Source organism: Microvirga lupini, from assembly GCF_014191055.1.
GTDB classification, from domain to species: Bacteria; Pseudomonadota; Alphaproteobacteria; order Rhizobiales; family Beijerinckiaceae; genus Microvirga; species Microvirga lupini_A.
Map to the genome: position 1 here is coordinate 676,912 of NZ_JACHWB010000001.1, position 20,750 is coordinate 697,661.

Below are 20,750 nucleotides of genomic sequence, written 5' to 3' on the forward strand. Positions count from 1 at the left end.
CGGCCCCCTTGGCTTGACCTTATAGGTCGCTCCATATCACACCGGTTCCAGGAGGACACGTGGCCGAGACATACCCGAAGCCGGACAGCCCCGACAAGGCAGGCCGTTTCTGGCGCATCGTGCCCTTGGCGTTCGTCCTGACGGCCATAGCGTCCGTCTTTGCAACAGGTCTTCACCGCTCTCTCACTTTCGAGACCTTCCTGCGCTATCAAGCCTGGCTTCAGGATCTTGTGGCGGCTCATGGTCCGGCGATGCTCGCGCTCTACGGCCTAATCTATGTGGCGGCCGTGACCCTCTCGCTCCCGGCTTCCGCCTTTCTGACCGCCATCGGAGGCTATCTCTTCGGCTGGCCCCTGGGAGGCATCACGGCCAACCTGGCTGCAACGCTCGGCGCGACCAACATCTTCCTCATCGCACGCTCCTCCCTAGGGCGCCCTCTGCTGGAACGGGCGGGCTCCCGCATCCAGAGCCTTGCGGCAGGCTTCCGGAAGCAGTCCTTCCTCTATCTTCTTTCCCTGCGCCTGATCCCCGTGGTGCCGTTCTGGCTGACGAACCTGGCTGCAGCCTTCTTCGGCATGCACCTGAGGCCCTTTGTGCTCGCAACCCAGCTCGGGATGCTGCCGGCCTCATTCGCCTTCGCCTTGGCTGGCTCGGGTCTTGATGACATCATTGCAAAGCATGAGCGGCAGCGCGCCGAGTGCCTGGCCCTGGGGCGGAGCAATTGCGCCATCGACTTCGATGCCAAAAGCCTGTTGACGCCCGAACTGATGACTGCTCTCGCTCTGCTAGGAATTTTGGCGCTGATCCCGATTGCCCTGAAGCAATGGCGCCGTCGCAAAGCAGGCGGGAACTGATGGAGAAACTGGCAGGCCAAGAGGGCAGGGGCGTCTTGCGGCCCGATCTGTGCGTCATCGGCGCCGGTTCCGCTGGCCTGTCGGTCGCGTCGATTGCGGCGTCTCTCGGGGCCTCCGTGGTGCTGATCGAGAAGAACAGGATGGGCGGCGATTGCCTGAACGTGGGCTGCGTTCCCTCGAAAGCGCTGATTGCTGCAGCTCTCCATGCTCGCAGTATGCGCGAAGCCGGAGATTTCGGCATTGGAGCAGGGGAGCCCATCGTCGATTTCGCCAAGGTCCATGCCCATGTGAAGGGCAGCATCGCGGCCATTGCCCCGATGGACTCTGTGGAGCGTTACCGGGCCATGGGCGTGTCGGCGATCGAGGGCGAAGCCCGGTTCACGGATGCCCATACGGTTGTGGCTGGCGACCAGACCATCCGGGCCCGCCGTTTCGTCATAGCCACCGGCTCCCGCCCTGCCGTTCCGTCGATTCCCGGCCTTGAGCAGGTCCCTTACCTGACCAACGAGACGATTTTCGATCTGATCGAGAAGCCCGAGCACCTTGTCGTCATCGGCGGAGGCGCCGTGGGTGTCGAGATCGCTCAGGCCTACCGGCTTCTGGGCGTGCCGGTCACAATTCTGGAATCCGGCGAGCGCCTCCTGGCGCAGGAAGATCCCGAGATGGCAGGTGTTGTCGATCGCGCTTTGCGGTCGGACGGGATTGCTGTCAAAACCGGAGCCTCCATCGATGGGATCAAGCCGGCAGAAGGGGAGGGCGTCAGTGTTGTCCTCAGCGGCGGTGAGACAGTCGAGGGGAGCCATCTGCTCGTGGCAACGGGCCGGCAGCCTGTCGTTGACGGAATCGGCCTGGACGCTGCGGGAATTGCCTTTGACGCATCCGGAGTTCTGGTCGACAGGAGCCTTAAGACCTCGAACAGGCGCGTTTATGCCATCGGCGATTGTGCGGGCGGGGCAGCCAGTGGCGCCCGGTTCACCCATGTGGCGAACCACCATGCGGGCCTCGTGATCCGGAACGCCCTGTTCCGGCTTCCCGTCCGCGTTGGGCAAGCGCCCGTTCCCCGCGTGACCTATACAATGCCGGAGCTGGCCTCAGTCGGTCTCACGGAGGCGCAGGCACGGGAACAGCATGGTACCATCCGCATCCTGCGCTGGGCCTTCGCCGACAACGACAGGGCTCGTACGGAGAGACAAACGGAAGGTCATGTGAAAGCCGTAGTCACCCCGCGGGGCAGGATCCTGGGCTGCTCCATCGTCGGGGCGCATGCAGGGGAACTCATCATGCCGTGGGTTCTGGCCATGAGCCGCGGCATGAAGGTTTCCCATCTTGCCGGGTTGATCTATCCCTACCCTACATTTTCCGAGGTGACGAAGAGCACAGCGGTGGAGTTTCTCAAGCCTTCGGCCCAAAATCCCTGGGTGCGGCGGCTGGTATCCCTGGTCCGCCGCTTGGGATGAAACCGGACATGAGATCTGAGCAGACCTCCCTTGCAGGACGCATTCTGAGCCAGTTCGGGCTCTCCGCGCGCCTGCTGCTGCTCACGGTGCTGTTCGTCATGATCGCCGAGGTGCTCATCTATGTGCCCTCCGTGGCCAATTTCCGTCTCACATGGCTGAACGACCGGCTGGCCGCGGCGCAGATCGCCGCCATGGTGCTCGATGCGGCGCCCGAGGAAAGCCTTCCCGAAGATCTCGAGGTTCGCCTGCTCCAGGGTGTTGGCGCCCGGGCCATCGCCCTGCGGGGCGGTGGGCGCCGGAGCCTTCTGGCCGCCGGTGACGTGCCACCCGAGGTGGGCAAGACTGTCGATCTGCGGGATGCGCAATGGCTCATCCTGGTCCAGGATGCCTTCGATGTTCTGCTCAACCCGGCCGACAAGCCGATTCGGGTGATTGGGGCCGGCATGGGCGTCGACTTCGTCGAGATGATTCTCGACCAGCGGCCCCTACGCCACGCCATGATCGAGTTTTCGCGCAACATCCTTTTCCTGTCCCTGTTCATCTCCATCATCACGGCAGGCCTGGTCTATCTCACCCTGCAATGGGTGATCGTGCGTCCGGTGCGGCGGCTGACCGGCAACATCGCGGAATTTTCCAGCAATCCCGAGGATGCCTCCCGGGTCATCCGGCCCACGGATCGGGTCGACGAGATCGGGCTCGCCGAGCAGGCCCTGGCCCGCATGGAAACGACCCTGGCCGATGAGCTGCGCCAGAAGCGGCGCCTCGCCCAGCTCGGCCTTGCGGTCAGCAAGATCAACCACGAGCTGCGCAACATGCTGACCACGGCTCAGCTCCTGACGGATCGCCTGGATAATGTCAGCGATGATTCCGTGCAGCGCATCGCCCCCCGGCTGGTCAGCACCCTCGACCGGGCGATCGCCTTCTGCGAGACGACCCTGGCCTATGGCCGGGCGACCGAGCCCCTGCCGCAGCGGCGCCTGATTCCCCTGGCGCCCATGATCGACGAACTGTCGAACCTGACGGATCTGGCACCTGAGGTCGGGATTGCGTTCCAGGCGGATGTGCCCGACGACCTGATGATCGACGCAGATCCGGACCAGCTCTCCCGGGTGCTCGTGAACGTGGTCCGCAACGCGGTTCAGGCGCTCAGCCAGACCGGTTCCCCTCATGGCCAGCCCTGCATCGACATCTCGGCCCATCGCGAGGGCAGCGATGTCGTCATCCTGATCAAGGATAACGGCCCTGGCATCCCCGAGCGGGCCAAGGCCAACCTGTTCACGCCCTTTCAGGGGTCGGCCCAGAAGGGCGGTACGGGCCTGGGGCTGCCGATCGCTGCGGAGCTCGTCCAGCTCCACGGCGGAACGATCGTTCTCGACGAGGGGCATGGCAAGACCTGCTTCAAGATCACGATCCCCGACCGGCTCGCCGCCGCGGAAGCAAACTGAGCTTTCCGCAAAACTTCCACACAAGAGGCTTGCCAACCGGGTCAGATCCCTTTATGTCACCGGCCTCGGCCAACGTTGCCTCCCGCAACGACCTAGCCGACCAAGCGCCCGTAGCTCAGCTGGATAGAGCACCAGACTACGAATCTGGGGGTCAGAGGTTCGAATCCTTTCGGGCGCGCCATTTTCTCCTTCAAAAATCCCTTACAAACCAAGGCTTTGCACGCCGTAGGTGCGCCTGTCAATCGGGCGCGACTTGGGGCGCAGTAAGGCTTTCGGGCGCAATTCGGGCGCAAGAACCGGCGGTACCGAGGGAGAACAAGGGATTGCGCGCCGGAGCCCGCGGTAACTTCAGGGGAGCAAGGATCGGGCGCTGCGCCCGGGTTCGAACCTCCGGGCGCGGCTTCGGGCGCAAGTTCGGGCGCAGCTAAACGACCACTGTCACGCGGTCAGCGGCGCGCGTGATGGCCGTGTACAGCCACTTCCCGGCGTCCTCCCGGAACACGCTCGATTCGTCGAAAACCAGCGGGTGTGACCATTGGCTGCCTTGGGCCTTGTGACAGGTCAGGGCGTAGCCATAGGTGAACTGGTCGGCGCGCTTCAGGTCGCGCCAGTCCAGGGTCTTCTCGGTGCCATTGAAGAACTCGGCCGGCACCTTCACGCGGGCCGGTGACAGCTCCGGCTCGTCCAGTGACTGGACGGACATCTCGACTTTCCCGTTGAACACGTCCTCGGCCAGAACCTCCCAGAGACCGCCGTTGAGCAGGCCGAGCTCCTGGTTATTCTTGAGGCAGACCAGCCGGTCGCCGACCACCGGCAGGAACGGTGCGCGGGCGCCGGCTAGCTCCTTGATCTCGCGGATTCGGGCGTTGAATGTCTGCCGTGACTTGTTCAGGCCGCACAGCAGCTGGTCAGAGGCCAGCACCATCTCGCGCAACTTGTGCTTGTCCAGGCTCGACCGTGCGACGACCAGGCTTTCACCGTAGGTGCCCAGCTGCAGGCGGCGCCCCTCGCGGACGTCCATGGACATCCGGATGATCGGGTTCTCGGCCGCCTGGCGGTGCACCTCGGTCAGCATCACGTCCGGCCGGGAGTTGATGAAGAAGCCCTCGCCCTTGACCGGCGGCAGCTGGGCGGGGTCGCCGAGCACCAGCACCTTGGTGCCGTAGGACAGCAGGTCGCGAGCCAACTCCTCGCCGACCATGGACACCTCGTCGATGATGACCAGGGCGGCGTGGGCCACCGGGCTGTCGGGGTTCAGCTTGAACTCTGTCAGGCCGGTGACCGGATCCTCGAACGGCTTGTAGATCATGCTGTGAATGGTGCTGGCGCCGACGCAGCCCTTCTGGCGCAGCACTAGGGCGGCCTTGCCGGTGAATGCCCCGTACAGGACGGTTCCGCGCACGGCGCCGGCCATCTCCTTCGCCAGGGTGGTCTTGCCGCTACCGGCGTACCCGAAAAGTCTGAAAACCTGCGGGCCGGGCGTGGCCAGCCACTGACGGACAGCCCTGATGGCTGCCTCCTGCTGGGGTGACCAGCTCATATGAATCCCTAGCGGCGCCGCGCGCCGCTGTGAGTGGATGGTGTTGGGCGGGTGGCTTAGGCCTGGGTAGCGTCACGACCCGGGGTGGCCGCCGGGCGGGTGGCGATCAGCTTCCAGCCGTGGCCGAACCCGTCATCAAGCGAGATGTGATCATGCACCCAAGGATGCGGCCCTTTGGCCATTTTGGCTTTTGCTCCGTCCGTGAATGACTCTGCCCAGATGAACCATTCCGTCGAGCGCACCACGACCGTTGCCCACTCCGGCGCCTGCTCCCAGCTCAGGCCTTCAGGCAGGCTGCCGGCCATAGCCGCGGTAACCTTAGCCGGCGCAACCGACTCCAGCACCTGATCCAGGCTGATGGCCGGCTGGTAGTGCTCGCCGCCGTTCCCGTTCTGCCCCACCACATCCATGCGGGCCTCGTCGGCTTCGGTGTAGAGCTCGGTCGTGCCGCGCGCGATGATGCGATCCCAGCGCTCGATCTCGGCCAGGATCAGGGCGGCGGCTTTCACCAGGTCGCGACGCGGGATGCCTGGCTTCCAGAATTCAGGCTCCCAGGGCCAGCACATTGGCTGGGCGTGGCCGCCGTCACCCTGGCTGTGAGGATTGAGCTGACCGGCGGCGTTCAGCGCGTAGGCAGCTGCAGCTGCAGCCAGCTCGCCGGCATCGTGCTCGTCGTCGTGCTCCAGCGTCCGGCCTTCCTTCTCCACCTGTCGGCAGCGTTCGGCCAGCACGTCGCGGACGGCGTCGGTCTGCTCGCCGGCGACAGCCGGCACCTCCTCGGCGCCATCCATCAGCAGGATCGGCATGCCCAGCTTCTGGGCGATGTGCACCTCGAGCTGGGCGCCGCGGGACTTCGACCAGCCGGGCAGCAGCGCGATGCTGGCGCAGTCGGCCAGGCGACCAATGTCGTAGCGCAGGTAGTCGCCCCACTCGGCGCCTTCCACGATGCCGTGCTCGGCAGGGTTGACCACATGGGCGAAGCGGCCGCGCAGTTTCGCGGCGCAGGCGTTGAAGGCCGGGAAATTGTGGTCATCGTAACCGGTCATCGGGCCGGCCAGGTAGACGCTGCTCAGCCGGTCTTCGGCGAGCTTGATACGGTGGCTGATCGGCGTCAGGTACATAGGCTCTGGCTCGATCAGCACGGCTGCCACCTGGTGCAGGGCAGACGCTGAGTCCATGTTCTCATCGACCAGCCACTTGCCCAGGATCTTGCGGATGCTCTCGATAGCGGTCGATTTCGCAACTTGAATGCTGTTCACTTTCCTTTCCCCTTTGAGCTGTTCCGCTCATGAAGAAGGCGGGGCACCCGGCCCCGCCTTGGTTCACCGGCTGGTGCCGGTCAGTTGATCGCCGATTTCAGCTCGGCTGCAGGCACGAACTTCACGACGCGCTTGGCTTCGATCTGCACCGGCTCGCCGGTCTTCGGGTTGCGGGCGGTGCGTGCCTTCTTGTCAATCGGCTTCAGCTTGCCGAGGCCGACCACGGTGACTTCCTCGCCCTCGTACAGGGCCTGCTTGGTCACCTGGGCGGCGGACTCCAGCACCGCGCGAATGCCTGCCTTGGGCAGGTCGACGTGCTCGAAAATGGCATCGATCATCTGCTGCTTGTTCATACTGCTCCTTATGCGCTTGCTGCGCGGTATTGGCTTGTTGATGTGACGGTGTTGCTCTTTTCCCAGGCCGCCACCTGCTCGCAGTCGTAGAGCACGGCGCCGCCGATCTTCACGAACGGAGGCCCTGCCGCCTGGCTGCGCCAGTTCGCGAGGGTGCGGGTGGTGATCCTGCCGCCCCAGCGTTCAGACAGCTCCGCTGGGGTCAAAAACTTCTTCTCGTGCATGTGCCATCCATGGCGCTGGTGTTGCGTTAGAACAGGTCGCCGCCGTCATCCTGGGAGGTGTCATCGGCGGTCTGCTCCGGCTCGGACTGTTCGGTCTCGGGCTGGGACTGAGTTTCCGTGACTTCCGCGGCTGGCTCTTCCACCGGCTTGCGCTCTTCTTCCGCCGGCTTGCTCTCCTGCGGCTTGGCAGCAGGCTTGCGCGCGGCCGGCTTGCTGTTGCTGGCCGACTTGGCGGTGGCGGCCAGGTCGGCTGCGGCCTCGGCACTGCTCTCGGCGGTCTCGCCGGCACCGAAGTAGTCGGACGCCGCGGCGCCCTCCTTCAGCGCGTTGAAGACACCAGTCAGGTCGACCAGCTCGTCGAGCAGCACTTCGTCGAGCGAGTGGCCGACATAGGCCTCGAGGTGCTTGGCCGTGACGCCGTACTTGGCGAAGGCCTGGGTCATCTTGCGAACACGAACCGACAGCGGCTCATCGTTGTTGCCGGCGAGGGTCTTCTTGCACTCCTCGATGGCGTCAGCGACCAGCCACTTCGGCATCAGCGCCAGGATGCGGCCGCGGATCTGCTTCGAGGCCTTGTTGGCGATCAGGTTGTCGACTTCGGCCTGGTCGCGGCACGGCTTCGGCCCGTTCTTGGTGTCCACCGCATGCGGCACGGTGAGCTGGCGGGTGGAGCGGTTGTTGTTCTGCATGTCCCAGGCGAACACCTCGACCTCGGACTTGCCGTCGCCGCGCGACAGCTCGCGGTGGCCGTACTGGAAGTTGCCGTAGACGCGGGCCACTTCCTCGGCAAAACGGATGCTCGGGCCGCTGCCGCGGTTCGGTACGCTGTAGAAGGCCTGGGCAGCAAACGCCGGGCTCTTGCAGGCGGCCATCAGCTCGGCATGGGCGCCGTTCAGGTCGCGCGGGAACTTCTTGGCCAGGATCAGCTGACCCTGGGCCTCGGCGATCGCGCGCTCCTGTTCGATCGCCACGGCGCCGGCGTTCACGCTCGTCGGCATCTGGCTGCGACTGGCGAAAGCAGGAAGGTTAGGCTGCTGCTCGCGGGTAACCAATTCTTGAGACATCTTGCGTCCTCGTTGTGATGTTGCGTTGATTATAAATGATTAGTCTTCGGAAGTGGCAGTATTTACTGCGAATTCTTCGTCAGATACTCGGGTGATGAAGAGCTGCAGGCCAGACTCCAGCGCGCGATCGCGGAACGCCTCGAACGCACCCTTGTCCAGCAGCTCCAGGCCGTCACAGCAGATCACGCCCAGCGATCCGGCGCGCAGCTTGGCGATCTCGACAGCGATATCGACCTGCTGCGCAGTGTTGAGGCGATCGAACGGAACAGCGTCGCGGAACACTTCGCCGTCGACCACTTCCAGCCCTGGAATCGGGAGGCTGGCGAGCAGGTCGGACTTGTACTTGTCGATATCGGTGATGGCCTGGGACTGCGCGGCGGCATCCTGCGTCAGCTCTTCCAGCTCCGTCTCCATCTGCTTGATGGTGGCCTCGGCCTGCTCGCGCTTGGCGTGGGCGCTACGGTTGGCGCTGATCGACGCAATGGCCTGGTTGAGCGGTGCCACGGTGTCGGTGTGCTTCTGGATGGCCTTCTCGCGCTGCTGGCCGGCCAGGCCTTCGATGCGGCGCTCCTCGGTCTGGATGGCCTCAACCTCAGCGAGGGCCTTAGCCTTCAGCTCGTCGATCTGGCGCTGGGTCTCAGAGCGGATTGCGTCGACCTTGGTCTGATTCTCAGTCTTGATGCCATCCAGCTTGTTGCGGATGCGCTCCAGCTCCTTGTCCTTCTCAACGGTGGCCGCATCCACCTGGCTGCGCAGCTCGTCCTCGCTGCCTTCCACGCCGCCTGGAGCGTCCGGCATGGCCAGGCGCAGCTGGTTGATCGTCGCGTCCTTCTCCTTGATGGCGCGGTTGGTACCGGTGCGATCGTCGTACACCTGCTTGCGCACCGCCTCGATCACCTGCAGGCCATGGACATTGGTGTCGACCATCACCGGTGCGTTGGCGATCTGCTCCAGCTTCTTGGCGTCGACCACTATCGGCATCGACTCCAGCAGGACTTTGACGCGATCCTGCTTGCGGGCGGTCAGGAACTCGACCGGGTTCACGCTGATGCTGTCGATCAGCTCGCGCAGGGCATCGGTCGGCTTCTTCACCTTTTCGCCGTCACGGGTGACGCTGAGCGGGCTGGAGCTCTGGGTCACGCGCTTGCGGATCTCGGTGCTGTCGTCGAGCACCAGCACGACTTCGCCCTTCTCCTCACCCTTGCGCAGCAGGGTCGCGTCGTGGCCGCCTTGCAGCGCGGTCTTGATCGCTTCCAGGACGCTGGTTTTGCCTTCACCGTTGCGGCCGCTGATTTCGTTGAACGTGCCGGCTTCGAACTCCAGCTGCTTGATGCCGAGGATGTTGCTGATAGAGAGCTTCGCGATTTTCATTCTGGTTTTCGTCCGTGTTGGCCTTTCGGTTTACTGTTGGGCGCTGGCGAAGATGCTCTTCATCAGCGCGTAGGTTTTTGGTGCGCTGCCGCGGCCTTCGCGCCAGTCGGGCGACTCCTCGTCCATCAGCGCGCAGAGCTCGTCCCAGCGCGGCACCAGGGCAGCCCATTCAGGCCCCGCGGCGGCGACGCGCGGCAGGCAGCTGACCAGCTCCGGGCACTGATCGAGCAGTTTGCGGCAGCGGCTCAGGTCGTCGGGATCGTGCGGGTGGCTGTAGCCCCAGTCGCCAGTGCAGTCGTGTCCGGTGGTCAGCGTGAACAGCGTCTCGCTGCTGGTGCCGCGCTCGCCGGTGGCCAGCCACATGATTGCGTTCTGGCTCAGGCCGCTGTCGGCCTGAGCTACCTTGGCCTCAAGCACGGCCCCGGCCTCTAGCCGCTCGCGCAGCTTCGCCAGCTCGGCAGGCGTGCCGGCGGCCAGGTTGGCGCCCGCCATGCGCGCCGTGTCCGGACACATCACCGCGGTCTTGCCGCACAGTTTCGCAGCCTTGCTGATGAAATCGATCGGTTGCGGGCCGAAGCCCAGAACCACCACCCCTTCCTGTTCACGCATGATCAAACTCCCGGTCAGCCCAATAGGGCAGTTTCGCTTGCAGCAGGTCGCCACCATCGGCGCCCGGCCAGTAATTTTCCTCGCGGCAACGCACGATGCGCAGCAGGTCGCGCTGGTACAGGCGCCGGCCGCGCTCCAGTGCTGGGTGATCGGCCTGCATGTAGTGGACGGCCACGTCGTATGGGCGGGTCTTCTGCGCGGCGATGAACGCAAAGCCACGCGGTGCGTCACGGCCATACAGAGCCTTGAGGATGTCCAGGTACCAGGCCGCCTGCACTTCGTAGCGGCGACGTGCGATTGTGGTGCCGAAGCCTGCCTCGCTGACATCGTCGGTGGTCTTGAGGTCGACCACCCATTGGCCGTCATGCGTGATGGCGTCCGTCCGGCATTTGCGCAGCACGCGAACGGTGACGACCTTGCCGGTGTCGTGGTCGATATAGTCCTGGTCGTTCTCGATGAAGAAGGACTGCTCGACCTCGGCGCCGGACAGCAGCCCGCCTGCGAACGGGTGCCGGTTGACCGCCTGAAGCATGCAGAGCATGTCTTTGTAGTCTTTCGCCGGGATGATGATCTTGTTGCCCAGCGTGGCGTTGTAGTCCTGCTCCAGGTACATGAGGATCTTGTCGCGCGGGTAGCCTTCCTCATCTACCAGACGGCGCGCCAGCTCAGGCTTGGTGCCGCTGGTCATCGCCATCTTCTTGGACAGCTCCTGCTTCATGTCGTCGACGGTGGCCAGTGCTTGCGGATATGCGCTCTTGTCGAAGCCGACCGCGTAGGTCTCCTCGAACGTGCCAGGCTCCAGCACCAGCTTGTGGGTGCCATCGCCGACCGCAAAGCAGTGTTTAAACACCTCCGGCTCGCGAGCAGGATTGATGCGCTTGTCCCAGTAGTTGAGCGGGCTGACGGCAATGTCGTCCAGGTGGCTTTTACTGATGCCAGGCCCTGAGTGATATTGCTCGTTGGTCAGCTCCACCAGCCCATGCAGCTGTTGTTCGCTCACAGAATTTCCTCGGTGGGTGGATTTGGTGAGCGAAGTGTAAGTGCAAATTTGAGCAACGCGCAAGCATTTCACCTGCAATTTCACGGCTTTTACTTATGTGTCATAGATTTGCACGCGGAACTATTGTGGTTGATTGCTCAAATACGATAAACTTGAGCTTCATTTACTGACCACGAGGATGCCCCCATGGGCAGCATCAAAGAGATCGACACCAATCAGCGCGCCTTCCTGGGCAAGCTCGACGAGCTTGAGAACCGCGCTCACGCGGTAGGCCACACGCTGACCAGCATTTGCGAGCTGTCCGGCGTTGCCCGGGCCACCCCTGATCGCTGGCGCAAGAGCACGCCCAACACCATCAAGCTCGTCGACAAGCTCGAGGCCGTGGTGGTCGAGGCGGAAAAGCAGGCGGCCAAGGCCCAATAGCAACCCAATCAGCGGGGCCGCGACCTATCGATAAAGCGCGGCTTACTTAATGAAAATCACTCCTCGCGACTATCAAGAAGCCTTGATGGCCAAGGCACTGGCAGCGTTCCAGTCAGGCAAGAAGCGACCTCTGGTCGTTGCTGCGACCGGTGCCGGCAAGACCGTGGTGTTCAGCTGCATTGCCCAGCGCGCCAGCGCCAAGGGCAACAAGGTGCTGATCCTGGCGCACCGTGACCAGCTGATTAAGCAGGCCAGCGGAAAGCTGCGCGACTACGAGGTGCAGCACGGCATCATCATGGCCGGCTTCACGCCGAACCCGAATGCGAAGGTTCAGGTGGCGTCCGTCCAGACGCTGGTGCGGCGCCTGAAGAAGATGCGCTTCATTCCTGACCTGATCATTATCGACGAGGCGCACCTGTCGGCCGCCAAGTCGTACATCGACATCATCAACCACTTCTCGAAGGCTCGTGTGCTCGGATTCACCGGGTCGCCGTGCCGGCTGGATGGCAAGCCCCTGGGCGCCGATTCTGGCGGCATCTACGACGACCTGATCCAGGCCATCACCATTCGCCAGCTGATCGACCGCGGCTTCCTCGTGCAGCCCAAGGTCTACGGTGCACCCCAGGAGATCGACCTGACGGGCATCAAAAAGTCGATGGGCGACTACAACACCGAGCAGCTGGCCGAGGCCGTCGACAAGCCGCGGATCACCGGTGACGCGATCGCCCAGTACAAGAAGATTTGCCCGGGCGCTCCGGCGGTGGCCTGGTGCGTGACTGTACAGCACGCCCAGCACGTGGCCGACGAGTTCAACGCCGCCGGCATCAAGGCGGTGATGCTCTGCGGCGAGCACGACACGGCCTACCGCGACGCAGCCCTGCGGGGGCTCGAAACCGGCGAGATCCAGGTCGTCACCTTCGTCGGCATCCTGGTCGAGGGCGTCGACTGCCCGGCGATCAGCGCCATCATCCTGCTGCGCCCGACGATGTCGCTGTCGAGCTACCTGCAGGTGATCGGCCGCGGCCTGCGCCCATACACCAACGCGGCCGGGGTGAAGAAAGAGGTCTGCTACGTCCTCGACCACGCCAGCCTGTGGCGCAAGCACGGCTTCGCCGACGAGGAGCGCGAGTGGGATCTGAACGGCGAGGTGAAGCTGCCGGGCAAGAAGAAGGATAAGGAGAAGGGTGTCGACCTGATCCAGTGCGGCGGCTGCTTCGCCGTGTTCGAGCCGGCGCCCGTGTGCCCGAACTGCGGCAAGCCTGTCGAAACCAAGGCCCGCAAACTCGACCAGGTCGACGGCGAGCTCGTCGAGATCACCGCCGAGATGCGCGAGGCGGTGCGCAAGGACAAGCAGCGCGAAGTCAAGGGCGCCAAGACGCTGGAGGAGCTGCAGCGCATCGCGGCCCAGCGCGGGTACTCACCAGGCTGGGCGAAGGCGACCTTCGAGGCCCGCAAGCGCACCCGCGAGAAGTACCGGCCGGCCAGGCCGAAGGAGCCGAGCATGGCGGAGCTGCAGAGCATGACCCTGGAGCAACTGGAGCGCGTGGCCAACGAGCAAGGCTGGCCTCGCGATTTCCCGAGCGAGTTTTTTTACACCAAAGGCGCCGGTGCCCAACCGGACAATAACCAACAGACCCTTGGAGGGTTCTAATCGATGTCGTCTCTCAACCAAGTAAACCTGATCGGCCGCCTGGGGCAGGATCCCGAAGTGAAGTACCTGCCCAATGGCGACGCGGTCTGCAACCTGAGCCTGGCGACGTCCGAGCGCTGGAAGGACAAGCAGACCCAGGAGCAAAAGGAAAAAACCGAGTGGCATAAGGTGGTGGTGTTCGGCAAGCTCGCCGAGATCGCCGGCCAGTACCTGCGCAAGGGCGCCCTGGTCTACTTCCAGGGCAAGCTGGAAACTCGCCAGTGGGAGAAGGACGGCGAGAAGCGCTACACCACCGAGATCCGTGCGAGCGAGATGAAGATGCTCGGCAACAAGGACGATGCCGGCGGTCGTGATGGCAACAATACCCAACAGCAGCCCCGCCAACAGACGCCGCAGCGTACTGCCCCGCAGCAGCCGAAGGGCGGAGCGGCTGACCAATTCGACGATGACGTGCCGTTCTGACACGGCAACATCGACAACAACAAAGGGGCCTCTGGCCCCTTTCCTTCGACCCGAGGGACTTATGAAAGAAAGGATTTTGCAGGCGTACCAGAAGATGCGCGCAGCCGCACGTGGCGCCAAGGGCGTGGCGCCCGAGCTGACCGACAGTGACCTTGCCGCGGCCGACGTCGCCGCCAAGCATCCCGAGCATGTGCTGCGCCAGGCTGTCGTCATGCGCGCCGCATTCGAGCGCGAGGCGCTGAAGAACCCGCCGAAGACTGTCGGCCTCGACCTTCCGGTGGTGCCAGCATGAGCGATCAAAAACCGACCAACCCCAAGGACATCATCGGCAGCACCAAGCTGCCGCTCCACCTCTGGCCAACCACGGCGACCGCCATGGGCTGCATCGGCCTGCTCGAGGGCATGCTGAAGTACGGCCGCCAGAACTGGCGCGAGGCAGGCGTGCGCGCGTCGATCTACGTCGATGCCTGCAAGCGCCACCTGGACGCCTGGTTCGAGGGCGAGGAGTGCGCGCCGGACAGCGGCTCGCCGCACCTGGCCAACGCCATCGCCTGCCTGGCCATCATTATCGACGCCAAGGCTGCCGGCAAGCTGGTGGATGATCGCGCCTACAACGGCGAGGGCTATCGCAAGCTCGTCGAGGAGCTGACGCCGCAGGTGGCGCACCTGCAGGAGCTGTTCAAGGACAAGACCCCGCACCACTACACCATCGCCGACAAGGATGCCGCCAGTGGCCAGTGAAGGTACAACCCAGCGCCAAATCTGGCTCGCCCTGGGTCGAGTGTCCCGCCTGTTCCGGCTCAACACCGGTCGTGGCTGGATCTCGAACCTTGGGCCGAATGGCGTGACCCGCCTGCAGGACGGCTCGGTGCTGGTGAAGGCTGCGCGATCGATCTCGCTCGGCCTGGCCATGCCGAATGGCGACCCGGTGAAGGGCGCATGTGACTTGCCCGGCTGGACGACCGTCGAAGTAACGCCTGAGATGGTTGGCAAGAAGATTGCTGTGTTCACGTCCGTCGAGGCCAAGGCGTCAAAAGGTGGTCGGGTGTCGCCTGATCAGAAGAACTGGCTCGACCAAGTAAAAGCCGCTGGCGGTATCGCCGGCGTTGCCAACTCGCCAGAATCCGCACGCGAAATTATTTCCGAGTGGGCTGCGCAGGTCGGTGCAAATTTGTAGTAGCATTGTGACTTGTTGGATCAGCCGGGTGGCAGCCCGGCTAATTACAGCTTCATCCCAGATATTCACGGCTTCATTGCTGCGACTCCCGCGGCCATAGGCCACTGTAGGTTAAGGGCTAGACACCGGTTAGCTCCCGGTGTCGAAGAGCGCTTTCTGCTGAGCGCCTGCCCGCTTTTTATTTACCAGCGGATAGACCCCGGGCAGAGGGACAAATGGCTCAAGTACCAGCATCAACAATAGAAAGGGCAAAAGCTGACATCGTCGGTACGATTTCCAAGTACCTTGAACTCAAGAAAGTAGGCCAGGAATACGAGGCCTGCTGTCCATTCCATTCCGAGAAGACTCCGTCTTTCCGTGTCGTACCGGAAAAGCGCTTCTTCTACTGTTTCGGCTGCGGAGCTGGCGGTGATGCCACTGACTTCGTCCAAGACTTCGAAAGCATCGGCTTTCGTGATGCCATAGCGCGCATTGTTAATGACCAGTCCATTGGTGACGCCGTTCCCAAGGCCCGACAGACGGTCAAAAAAGAGGTCGAGGCCGAGTGGGAGCCAGTCGTTCCAGTGCCGGCCAATATCAAGCAGCGGCCCATGGATACCTTCAACCGTCGCAAGGGCGGTGAGTGGGAGAGGCTGGTCAGCAGCAAGCGCTGGGAGTACCGCGACGCCAATGGCGGACTGATCGGCTACATCTGCCGCTTCGAGCTGCCCGGTGGTGGCAAAGACGTCATCCCTCAGACCTACTGCGTTAACAAGCAGACCGGCGAGATGCGCTGGAAGTGGCTGTCGTTCGCGAAGCCGCGCCCGATCTATGGTCTCGACAAGCTGGCGAAGCATCCGCTCGCCCAGGTGATCCTCGCTGAGGGCGAGAAGGCGGCAGACGCCGCCCAGGCGCTGTACGAGGCGGCTGGCATCTCGCGTGACAAGCTGGTGGTGGTCTCCTGGCCGGGCGGCGGCAAGGCCGTGCCTCACGTCGACTGGTCACCCCTGGCGGGCCGCAACGTGGGCCTGTGGCCCGATGCCGACCAGAAGCCTTACGTCGACACGCACCCCAAGGCCGGCCAGCTCATGCCCTTCATCGAGCAGCCGGGCGCCGTGTGCATGCTCGACATCGCCGAGCGCATCGAGGGTCAGGTCAACTCCCTGAAATTCATCATGCCGCCGGAAGGTGTCGAGGATGGCTGGGATCTGGCCGACGCGCTGCCGGCCGGCTTCAACCTGCTGGCTCACACCCGGGCAGCAGCCATGCCGATCGCCGACTTCCGTGAGAAGCACGTTCCGGCCGCTGAGCCAGAGCAGATCATGCCCTGGGACGACGAGCCGGACGCTGATGACATCGCGCTGGCCTGTGGGGTCGATCCTGCGCCGGTCGCCGAGCAGCAGGCCCAGGCCCCAGCACCAGCCGCCCCGCAGCCGAAGCCGGCGCCGGGTGATGACTGGGAAGACCCGCTGATCAAGAACGGGCACTTCACCATCCTGGGCTACGACCGCGGCAAGTATTACTTCTTCGTCCACGAGAAGCGTCAGGTCATGGCCTACCAGAAGGGCGACTTCAGCGACGCGGGCATGCTCGAGCTGGCTGAGATCAACTGGTGGGAGGAGCACTTCCCGGGCGAGCGGGGCAGCATGAACAAGAAGATGGCCCTGAACTGGATCTTCCGCACCGCCAACCGCCGCGGCGTCTACGACCCGGAGCGCGTGCGCGGCCGCGGCGCCTGGACGGACAACAAGCGGGCCGTGTTCCACCATGGCGGCCATCTCACCGTCGACGGCGTCTACACCGACATCACGGCCATGCGCTCTGCCTACGTCTACCAGGTCGAGCGGAGCATCCCGGCTCCAGCCGTCGAGCCCATGACCGACGAGGAGGGTTCCTGGCTGGTCAGCGTCGCCGAGATGGCCCGCTGGAGCATGGCCGGCAGTGCTGCCCTGCTCGCTGGCTTCGTCATGCTCGCGCCGATCTGTGGCGCGCTGCCGTGGCGCTCGCACATCTGGCTGACCGGCGGCGCCGGGTCGGGCAAGTCCACCCTGCAGAGCAAATACGCGGCCTCGCTGCTGCGCGGCGTGTCGGTGTACGCCACCGGCGACAGTACCGAGCCCGGCATCCGCCAGAGCCTGCAAGCTGACTCCCTGCCGGTGCTGATCGACGAGATCGAGTCGAACAACGACAACGACAAGCGCCGCGTCGAGAACATCATCGGCATGATCCGCAAGACCTCGACCGAGAGCCAGGCCCAGACGCTGAAAGGCACTGTGTCCGGAGACGGCCAGAGCTTCCACGTCCGCTCCATGTTCTGCCTGGCGTCGATCAACGTGAACATGCCCAGCAAGGCCGACACCGACCGCCTGACCAAGCTGGTGCTGCGCCCGCCGATCGCCGACAGCCGCGACCACTGGGACAAGCTCGAGGCCGAGCTGAACAAGATCGAGGAAGACGAGGACATTTCAAGCCGCCTGCTGGCGCGCGCCCTGGGCATGATGCCGGTCATCCTGGAGACCGTGAAGGTGTTCCGCCGGGCTGCCGCCAAGCACTTCGGCACCCAGCGCCAGGGCGACCAGTTCGGCACCCTGCTCGCCGGCTCCTGGTGCTTGCAGAAGAGTACCGTGCCTTCCGAGGAGGAGGCCATGGTGCTGATCCGCGGCTACAACTGGAATGAGCACGTCGAGGACAACGACCAGGACGACGCGGCCCGCGCTGTCGAGGCCCTGCTGGGCGCCAAGCTGCGCGCCAAGAGCCTCGGCGGTAGCACCGACGAGTACAGCGTCTACGAGCTGATCCGCGAGTGCTCTCCGATGCACCGCCACAACGTCATTGATGTCGGGGTCGCAGACGCGACCCTGAAGCGCCACGGCATCCGCGTCGAGCACGCCACCGGCGAGCTGTGGTTCGGTACCAGCGTGACCAACCTGGTGCAGATGGCCAGCGGCATGTCCTTCGTCACCGACCTGCGCGGCCAGCTGCTCAGGGTCAAGGGCGCCAAGCGCATCAGCGGCAGCAAGAAGTTCAACGGCTCGGACAGCAAGGTGGTGAGCATCCCGCTGGATCCGATCCTGGGCGATGAGAAGGAGGCGGGCAGCAGCGACGATCTGCCGATCTAGAGATCAGGGGTAGAGAAAAGCCGGCGCTAAGCCGGCTTTTTCTTGCCCCGCAACATCCCAAAGTCTGCCCATAGATCCTCGCTCGCGCCGCAGTCGCAGCATTCCCTGATTCTCCGGCTGTGGTAGTAGATCCAAGCGTGTTTGCCGCGGCAGGCAGGCCCTGTCGGCCGCCAATCCCAGACGTCTTTCATCGTTGCTCCAGGTATAAAAAAGCCGCCTTTCGGCGGCTGTGGTTGGTGGGACTATTGTGCCCGATTTCGCGGTGGCGGCATACCCAGTCGGATGGCCAGGTCATCGCAGACCCGGGCGACCCGCTCCCGCATTGCGCGGGCCTCGGCGTCGCGCTGGGCGGCCGCGGCTCGCCAGTCGAAGGTGGATGCCGCCGCCGGCGCCTGACGCAGCGTGTCACCGGCCCGCGCCTGGGCGCTGTCGGCGTAGAGGTCGAGCTGGTCAGTCACTGGCATGGCTCCTTGGCGATGACGGCAATGGCCTGCAGCAGGCGGAGTTTCGCCGCCAGCGTCTCCTGCTTGCGAGTCGAGCGCTGAGCTTTTGGGCAGCGGTACTCCATGCGCACCGCGCGCTCCAGGCCGTCGACCAGGCCGCGCAGGCGGGGAGGGGTCATGCGGCACCTTCCTGCTGGGCGCGGTGGGCGGCGAGGGCTGCGCGCGCTACGTTGCCGTAATTTCCTCGGCTGGTAGACTCGTAGAACTCCAGCGCAGAAACCAGCCCGCTCATGTCCTGCGCTGCTGGCTGCTCACCGCTTACAGGGTGCGGGGCGGCGGCGAGCAATCTCTCAAGCACGCTACTCAGGTAGGAAGATGACGCCGCTATGTCCTCCATGTAGCCAAGCGCACTGCGCCCCGCCTCGTAATCGACAGCGGCCTTATCAACCAGGCGGTACACCTTCCTAGCTGCGTGCAGCATAGTGGTCAGCTCAAGCCGACTTGGATTGCTCGACGCCTCCCCGCCTGCCGGCAACTGGGCGCGGGCTTGCCAGATACGCCATGCAACTTCTCGGACAGTTGTGCTCTGGCTACCGCAAGCTGTTTCGTATGCCGCCTCGAACAGCGCGCGCTCTTGATCGTTGTGGTTACTCATGGCGCTGGGCCTCGGTAGGATAGGCCCACGGCCCGGTGTAGTCGCTGAAGTGGGTGCAGCACTCACGGCGGAAGCAGCGCGTCTTGCAGTCGTGGTGGCATGTGCCGCCGTCAATGCAGCGCTCACCAAGCACCTCCCCATCGCCGACGTTGGTGGGCTCTGCGCTGGCGGATAGCAGATAATCCGTCTTGCGCCGCAGGTTGTTGATGGCAGGTGATGACTTGCCAAGGTCGGTGTCCAGCCAGTCACGCAATATAGCGAACGCCGCATCGCGCTTTCGCTCAATGCCGTTTAGCTCTACGAGCGAATTACGCAGATCGGCCGCATGACGCTCAGCCGCATCGGCGCGCTGGATTGCGGCTTCGAGTTGACCTTCAAGTTCAGCGGCCTTTTTGAGCACTTTCAGACAGTTGCTGGCCCACCTTTCTTTGTCGGCCAGCAGCCGCTCCCCCTCGGACGGGTCGGCGTGGGTGAAGAGCGGCCCCAGCTTGGCTATCTCGTCAAGACATTGATTCCAAGTACCATGCCCGTGCTCAGCTATCTCTTGAGTGTCTTTGCGTTTTGGCAGCGTCACCGGCTGCTGCTCGGACAACGGCTCCCCGTCTTTCAAGCGTTCAATCTCCGGCTCTGTCAACCCTTTGGTGCCACGCCCAGGAAAACCGCAGTCACGGTTGGGGCAGTAGATGGTACATACGCCGGTAACGCACAATTTCGTACCGCAAAGGCGGCAGAATGTGCCGCCTTTTACCCACGCCACCGGCTCCTGCTCAGGCGCGGCGCCAACCTGCTTACATGAGCATGGCAAGCGCCCTTGGTTGCAATCACACGTTTTTGCTTGCTCCGGCGCGGCGCTGGCCTGGGCCTGCTTCACCTGGTGCAGCTCCTCAGCCAGACGAGCGTTGCGGCCAGCCATGTCGACCGCGGCCCACTCCATGCCGGCGAGGATGGTCTGCTGCAGCCGGGCGGTGGCCTGGGCGCTAGGTCGGCCAGGATCTTGGGCCAAGCCCTGCGCCAGCTCGAAGGCCTTCAAATCCATTTCAGCGCGCGTGTTCATGCCAGCCACCCCGCGACGTCCAGCAGGTTGACGGTGATCACCGCCGCAAGGCTGACGGCCATGAAGGTGATGATCTTCCACTTTGCGATTTGCGTCTCTGCGTTGCGCATCTTCCTTTCCTCACTGAGCGTGTTGTTGAGCGCACCGGTCGACGGTGCGCGTGAAGGTCTTGAGGTCTTTCCCGACGCCGTGCTGAGTGTACGGCGCCGGGCAATTGTGAGGGGGCTCCGCCATCGGTACCGGGCCGGCGATGATCGGGGCGAGTAATGCCCAGGTCAGCCAGGTGGTACATATGGCCATGACATGGCCGGCGATGAGTTTCGGCATTGCGTTGCCCCTTGTATTTGTTGGGGCAATACTACGCCATTGCTCAAATTTGAGCACGAGAACGCTTAGAATGTTTTCTTCTATGCGTTGCTGTGAGCTGCGGTAAAAGTATTGATCTCGTTCGCCAGCTTCTGCGCACCGATGGTCGGATGGCGGCTGACGATGATCTTGGCCTGGCGCAGGAGGCGCATGGCTTCGTCGGTGTCGAAGGGAGCAGACGCACCAGCGCACTGGGCTTCGATGCGGCGTTGAGCAGCTGACTTGTCCATGGCGGGAACTCGGCA

Annotated in this window: 24 protein-coding genes and 1 tRNA gene; 11 read left to right on the forward strand and 14 right to left on the reverse strand. The window is 63.9% G+C overall.

From position 1 onward, the window contains the following. The first annotated feature begins 59 nt into the window (after nt 1–59). The 4 genes from FHR70_RS03215 (at nt 60) to FHR70_RS03230 (ending at nt 3,937) form a co-directional block, all read left to right on the forward strand. Complete coding sequence (locus tag FHR70_RS03215) at nt 60–854, forward strand: VTT domain-containing protein (RefSeq protein WP_183447046.1); 795 nt, start codon at nt 60–62, stop codon at nt 852–854. Beyond that, the gene (locus FHR70_RS03220) at nt 854–2,311 is read left to right on the forward strand and encodes a dihydrolipoyl dehydrogenase family protein (protein WP_183447048.1); all 1,458 of its coding nucleotides are present in this window, start codon (nt 854–856) and stop codon (nt 2,309–2,311) included. Before FHR70_RS03215 ends, FHR70_RS03220 begins: the two co-directional genes overlap by 1 nt. Before the next feature lie 8 nt (nt 2,312–2,319). Next, nucleotides 2,320–3,756, forward strand: a complete 1,437-nt coding sequence (locus FHR70_RS03225; RefSeq protein ID WP_183447050.1) for a sensor histidine kinase — start codon at nt 2,320–2,322, stop codon at nt 3,754–3,756. A 104-nt stretch (nt 3,757–3,860) separates the two neighbouring features. Continuing rightward, nucleotides 3,861–3,937: transfer RNA gene (locus FHR70_RS03230), tRNA-Arg, on the forward strand. A gap of 243 nt (nt 3,938–4,180) precedes the next feature. Here the strand turns inward: FHR70_RS03230 and FHR70_RS03235 are convergent. The 8 genes from FHR70_RS03235 to FHR70_RS03270 form a co-directional block, all read right to left on the reverse strand. Continuing rightward, nucleotides 4,181–5,296, reverse strand: a complete 1,116-nt coding sequence (locus FHR70_RS03235; RefSeq protein WP_183447052.1) for an ATP-dependent DNA helicase — start codon at nt 5,294–5,296, stop codon at nt 4,181–4,183. A gap of 56 nt (nt 5,297–5,352) precedes the next feature. Further along, on the reverse strand, nt 5,353–6,555 hold the full coding sequence (locus tag FHR70_RS03240; RefSeq protein WP_210277452.1) for a DUF4406 domain-containing protein: 1,203 nt from the start codon (nt 6,553–6,555) through the stop codon (nt 5,353–5,355). A gap of 80 nt (nt 6,556–6,635) precedes the next feature. Continuing rightward, the gene (locus FHR70_RS03245; RefSeq protein WP_183447054.1) at nt 6,636–6,908 is read right to left on the reverse strand and encodes an HU family DNA-binding protein; all 273 of its coding nucleotides are present in this window, start codon (nt 6,906–6,908) and stop codon (nt 6,636–6,638) included. 8 nt (nt 6,909–6,916) lie between these two features. Next, the gene (locus tag FHR70_RS03250; RefSeq protein WP_183447056.1) at nt 6,917–7,132 is read right to left on the reverse strand and encodes a DNA-binding protein; all 216 of its coding nucleotides are present in this window, start codon (nt 7,130–7,132) and stop codon (nt 6,917–6,919) included. A gap of 26 nt (nt 7,133–7,158) precedes the next feature. Beyond that, nucleotides 7,159–8,196 (reverse strand): hypothetical protein, encoded by a 1,038-nt coding sequence (locus FHR70_RS03255; RefSeq protein WP_183447058.1) that lies wholly within the window; start codon nt 8,194–8,196, stop codon nt 7,159–7,161. Nucleotides 8,197–8,235: 39 nt separating this feature from the next. After that, a complete protein-coding gene (locus FHR70_RS03260; RefSeq protein ID WP_183447061.1) occupies nt 8,236–9,567 on the reverse strand; it encodes an AAA family ATPase in 1,332 nt (443 codons plus the stop codon). A gap of 30 nt (nt 9,568–9,597) precedes the next feature. Further along, on the reverse strand, nt 9,598–10,176 hold the full coding sequence (locus tag FHR70_RS03265) for a hypothetical protein (protein ID WP_183447063.1): 579 nt from the start codon (nt 10,174–10,176) through the stop codon (nt 9,598–9,600). Next, nucleotides 10,169–11,176 carry a PD-(D/E)XK nuclease-like domain-containing protein gene (locus FHR70_RS03270; RefSeq protein WP_183447065.1) on the reverse strand — a complete coding sequence of 336 codons (1,008 nt, stop codon included), beginning with the start codon at nt 11,174–11,176 and terminating at the stop codon, nt 10,169–10,171. The genes FHR70_RS03265 and FHR70_RS03270 overlap by 8 nt, the downstream gene beginning before the upstream one ends. Before the next feature lie 186 nt (nt 11,177–11,362). Between FHR70_RS03270 and FHR70_RS03275 the strand changes: the two genes are divergently transcribed. From FHR70_RS03275 to FHR70_RS03305, 7 genes are all read left to right on the forward strand, one after another. Beyond that, a complete protein-coding gene (locus FHR70_RS03275) occupies nt 11,363–11,599 on the forward strand; it encodes a hypothetical protein (RefSeq protein ID WP_183447067.1) in 237 nt (78 codons plus the stop codon). A 49-nt stretch (nt 11,600–11,648) separates the two neighbouring features. After that, a complete protein-coding gene (locus FHR70_RS03280) occupies nt 11,649–13,250 on the forward strand; it encodes a DEAD/DEAH box helicase (protein ID WP_281381263.1) in 1,602 nt (533 codons plus the stop codon). A gap of 3 nt (nt 13,251–13,253) precedes the next feature. Beyond that, on the forward strand, nt 13,254–13,712 hold the full coding sequence (gene ssb, locus FHR70_RS03285) for a single-stranded DNA-binding protein (protein WP_183447071.1): 459 nt from the start codon (nt 13,254–13,256) through the stop codon (nt 13,710–13,712). A gap of 61 nt (nt 13,713–13,773) precedes the next feature. Next, nucleotides 13,774–14,004, forward strand: a complete 231-nt coding sequence (locus tag FHR70_RS03290) for a hypothetical protein (RefSeq protein WP_210277453.1) — start codon at nt 13,774–13,776, stop codon at nt 14,002–14,004. Beyond that, nucleotides 14,001–14,453: a dATP/dGTP diphosphohydrolase domain-containing protein gene (locus tag FHR70_RS03295; RefSeq protein WP_183447075.1), complete on the forward strand. Its 453-nt coding sequence runs from the start codon at nt 14,001–14,003 to the stop codon at nt 14,451–14,453. The genes FHR70_RS03290 and FHR70_RS03295 overlap by 4 nt, the downstream gene beginning before the upstream one ends. Next, nucleotides 14,443–14,889 (forward strand): VRR-NUC domain-containing protein, encoded by a 447-nt coding sequence (locus tag FHR70_RS24465; protein WP_183447077.1) that lies wholly within the window; start codon nt 14,443–14,445, stop codon nt 14,887–14,889. The genes FHR70_RS03295 and FHR70_RS24465 overlap by 11 nt, the downstream gene beginning before the upstream one ends. A gap of 215 nt (nt 14,890–15,104) precedes the next feature. Further along, complete coding sequence (locus FHR70_RS03305; protein ID WP_183447079.1) at nt 15,105–17,987, forward strand: CHC2 zinc finger domain-containing protein; 2,883 nt, start codon at nt 15,105–15,107, stop codon at nt 17,985–17,987. 242 nt (nt 17,988–18,229) lie between these two features. Here the strand turns inward: FHR70_RS03305 and FHR70_RS03310 are convergent, their stop codons facing one another. From FHR70_RS03310 to FHR70_RS03335, 6 genes are all read right to left on the reverse strand, one after another. Further along, nucleotides 18,230–18,445, reverse strand: coding sequence for a hypothetical protein (locus FHR70_RS03310; protein WP_183447081.1), 216 nt, complete (start codon nt 18,443–18,445; stop codon nt 18,230–18,232). Then, nucleotides 18,442–18,609 carry a hypothetical protein gene (locus tag FHR70_RS03315; protein ID WP_183447083.1) on the reverse strand — a complete coding sequence of 56 codons (168 nt, stop codon included), beginning with the start codon at nt 18,607–18,609 and terminating at the stop codon, nt 18,442–18,444. Before FHR70_RS03315 ends, FHR70_RS03310 begins: the two co-directional genes overlap by 4 nt. Beyond that, on the reverse strand, nt 18,606–19,085 hold the full coding sequence (locus tag FHR70_RS03320; protein ID WP_183447085.1) for a hypothetical protein: 480 nt from the start codon (nt 19,083–19,085) through the stop codon (nt 18,606–18,608). Before FHR70_RS03320 ends, FHR70_RS03315 begins: the two co-directional genes overlap by 4 nt. Then, nucleotides 19,078–20,139: a hypothetical protein gene (locus tag FHR70_RS03325; protein WP_183447087.1), complete on the reverse strand. Its 1,062-nt coding sequence runs from the start codon at nt 20,137–20,139 to the stop codon at nt 19,078–19,080. Before FHR70_RS03325 ends, FHR70_RS03320 begins: the two co-directional genes overlap by 8 nt. Before the next feature lie 120 nt (nt 20,140–20,259). After that, complete coding sequence (locus FHR70_RS03330; RefSeq protein WP_183447089.1) at nt 20,260–20,466, reverse strand: hypothetical protein; 207 nt, start codon at nt 20,464–20,466, stop codon at nt 20,260–20,262. A gap of 80 nt (nt 20,467–20,546) precedes the next feature. Beyond that, nucleotides 20,547–20,735, reverse strand: a complete 189-nt coding sequence (locus FHR70_RS03335; RefSeq protein ID WP_183447091.1) for a hypothetical protein — start codon at nt 20,733–20,735, stop codon at nt 20,547–20,549. Nucleotides 20,736–20,750 lie beyond the last annotated feature (15 nt).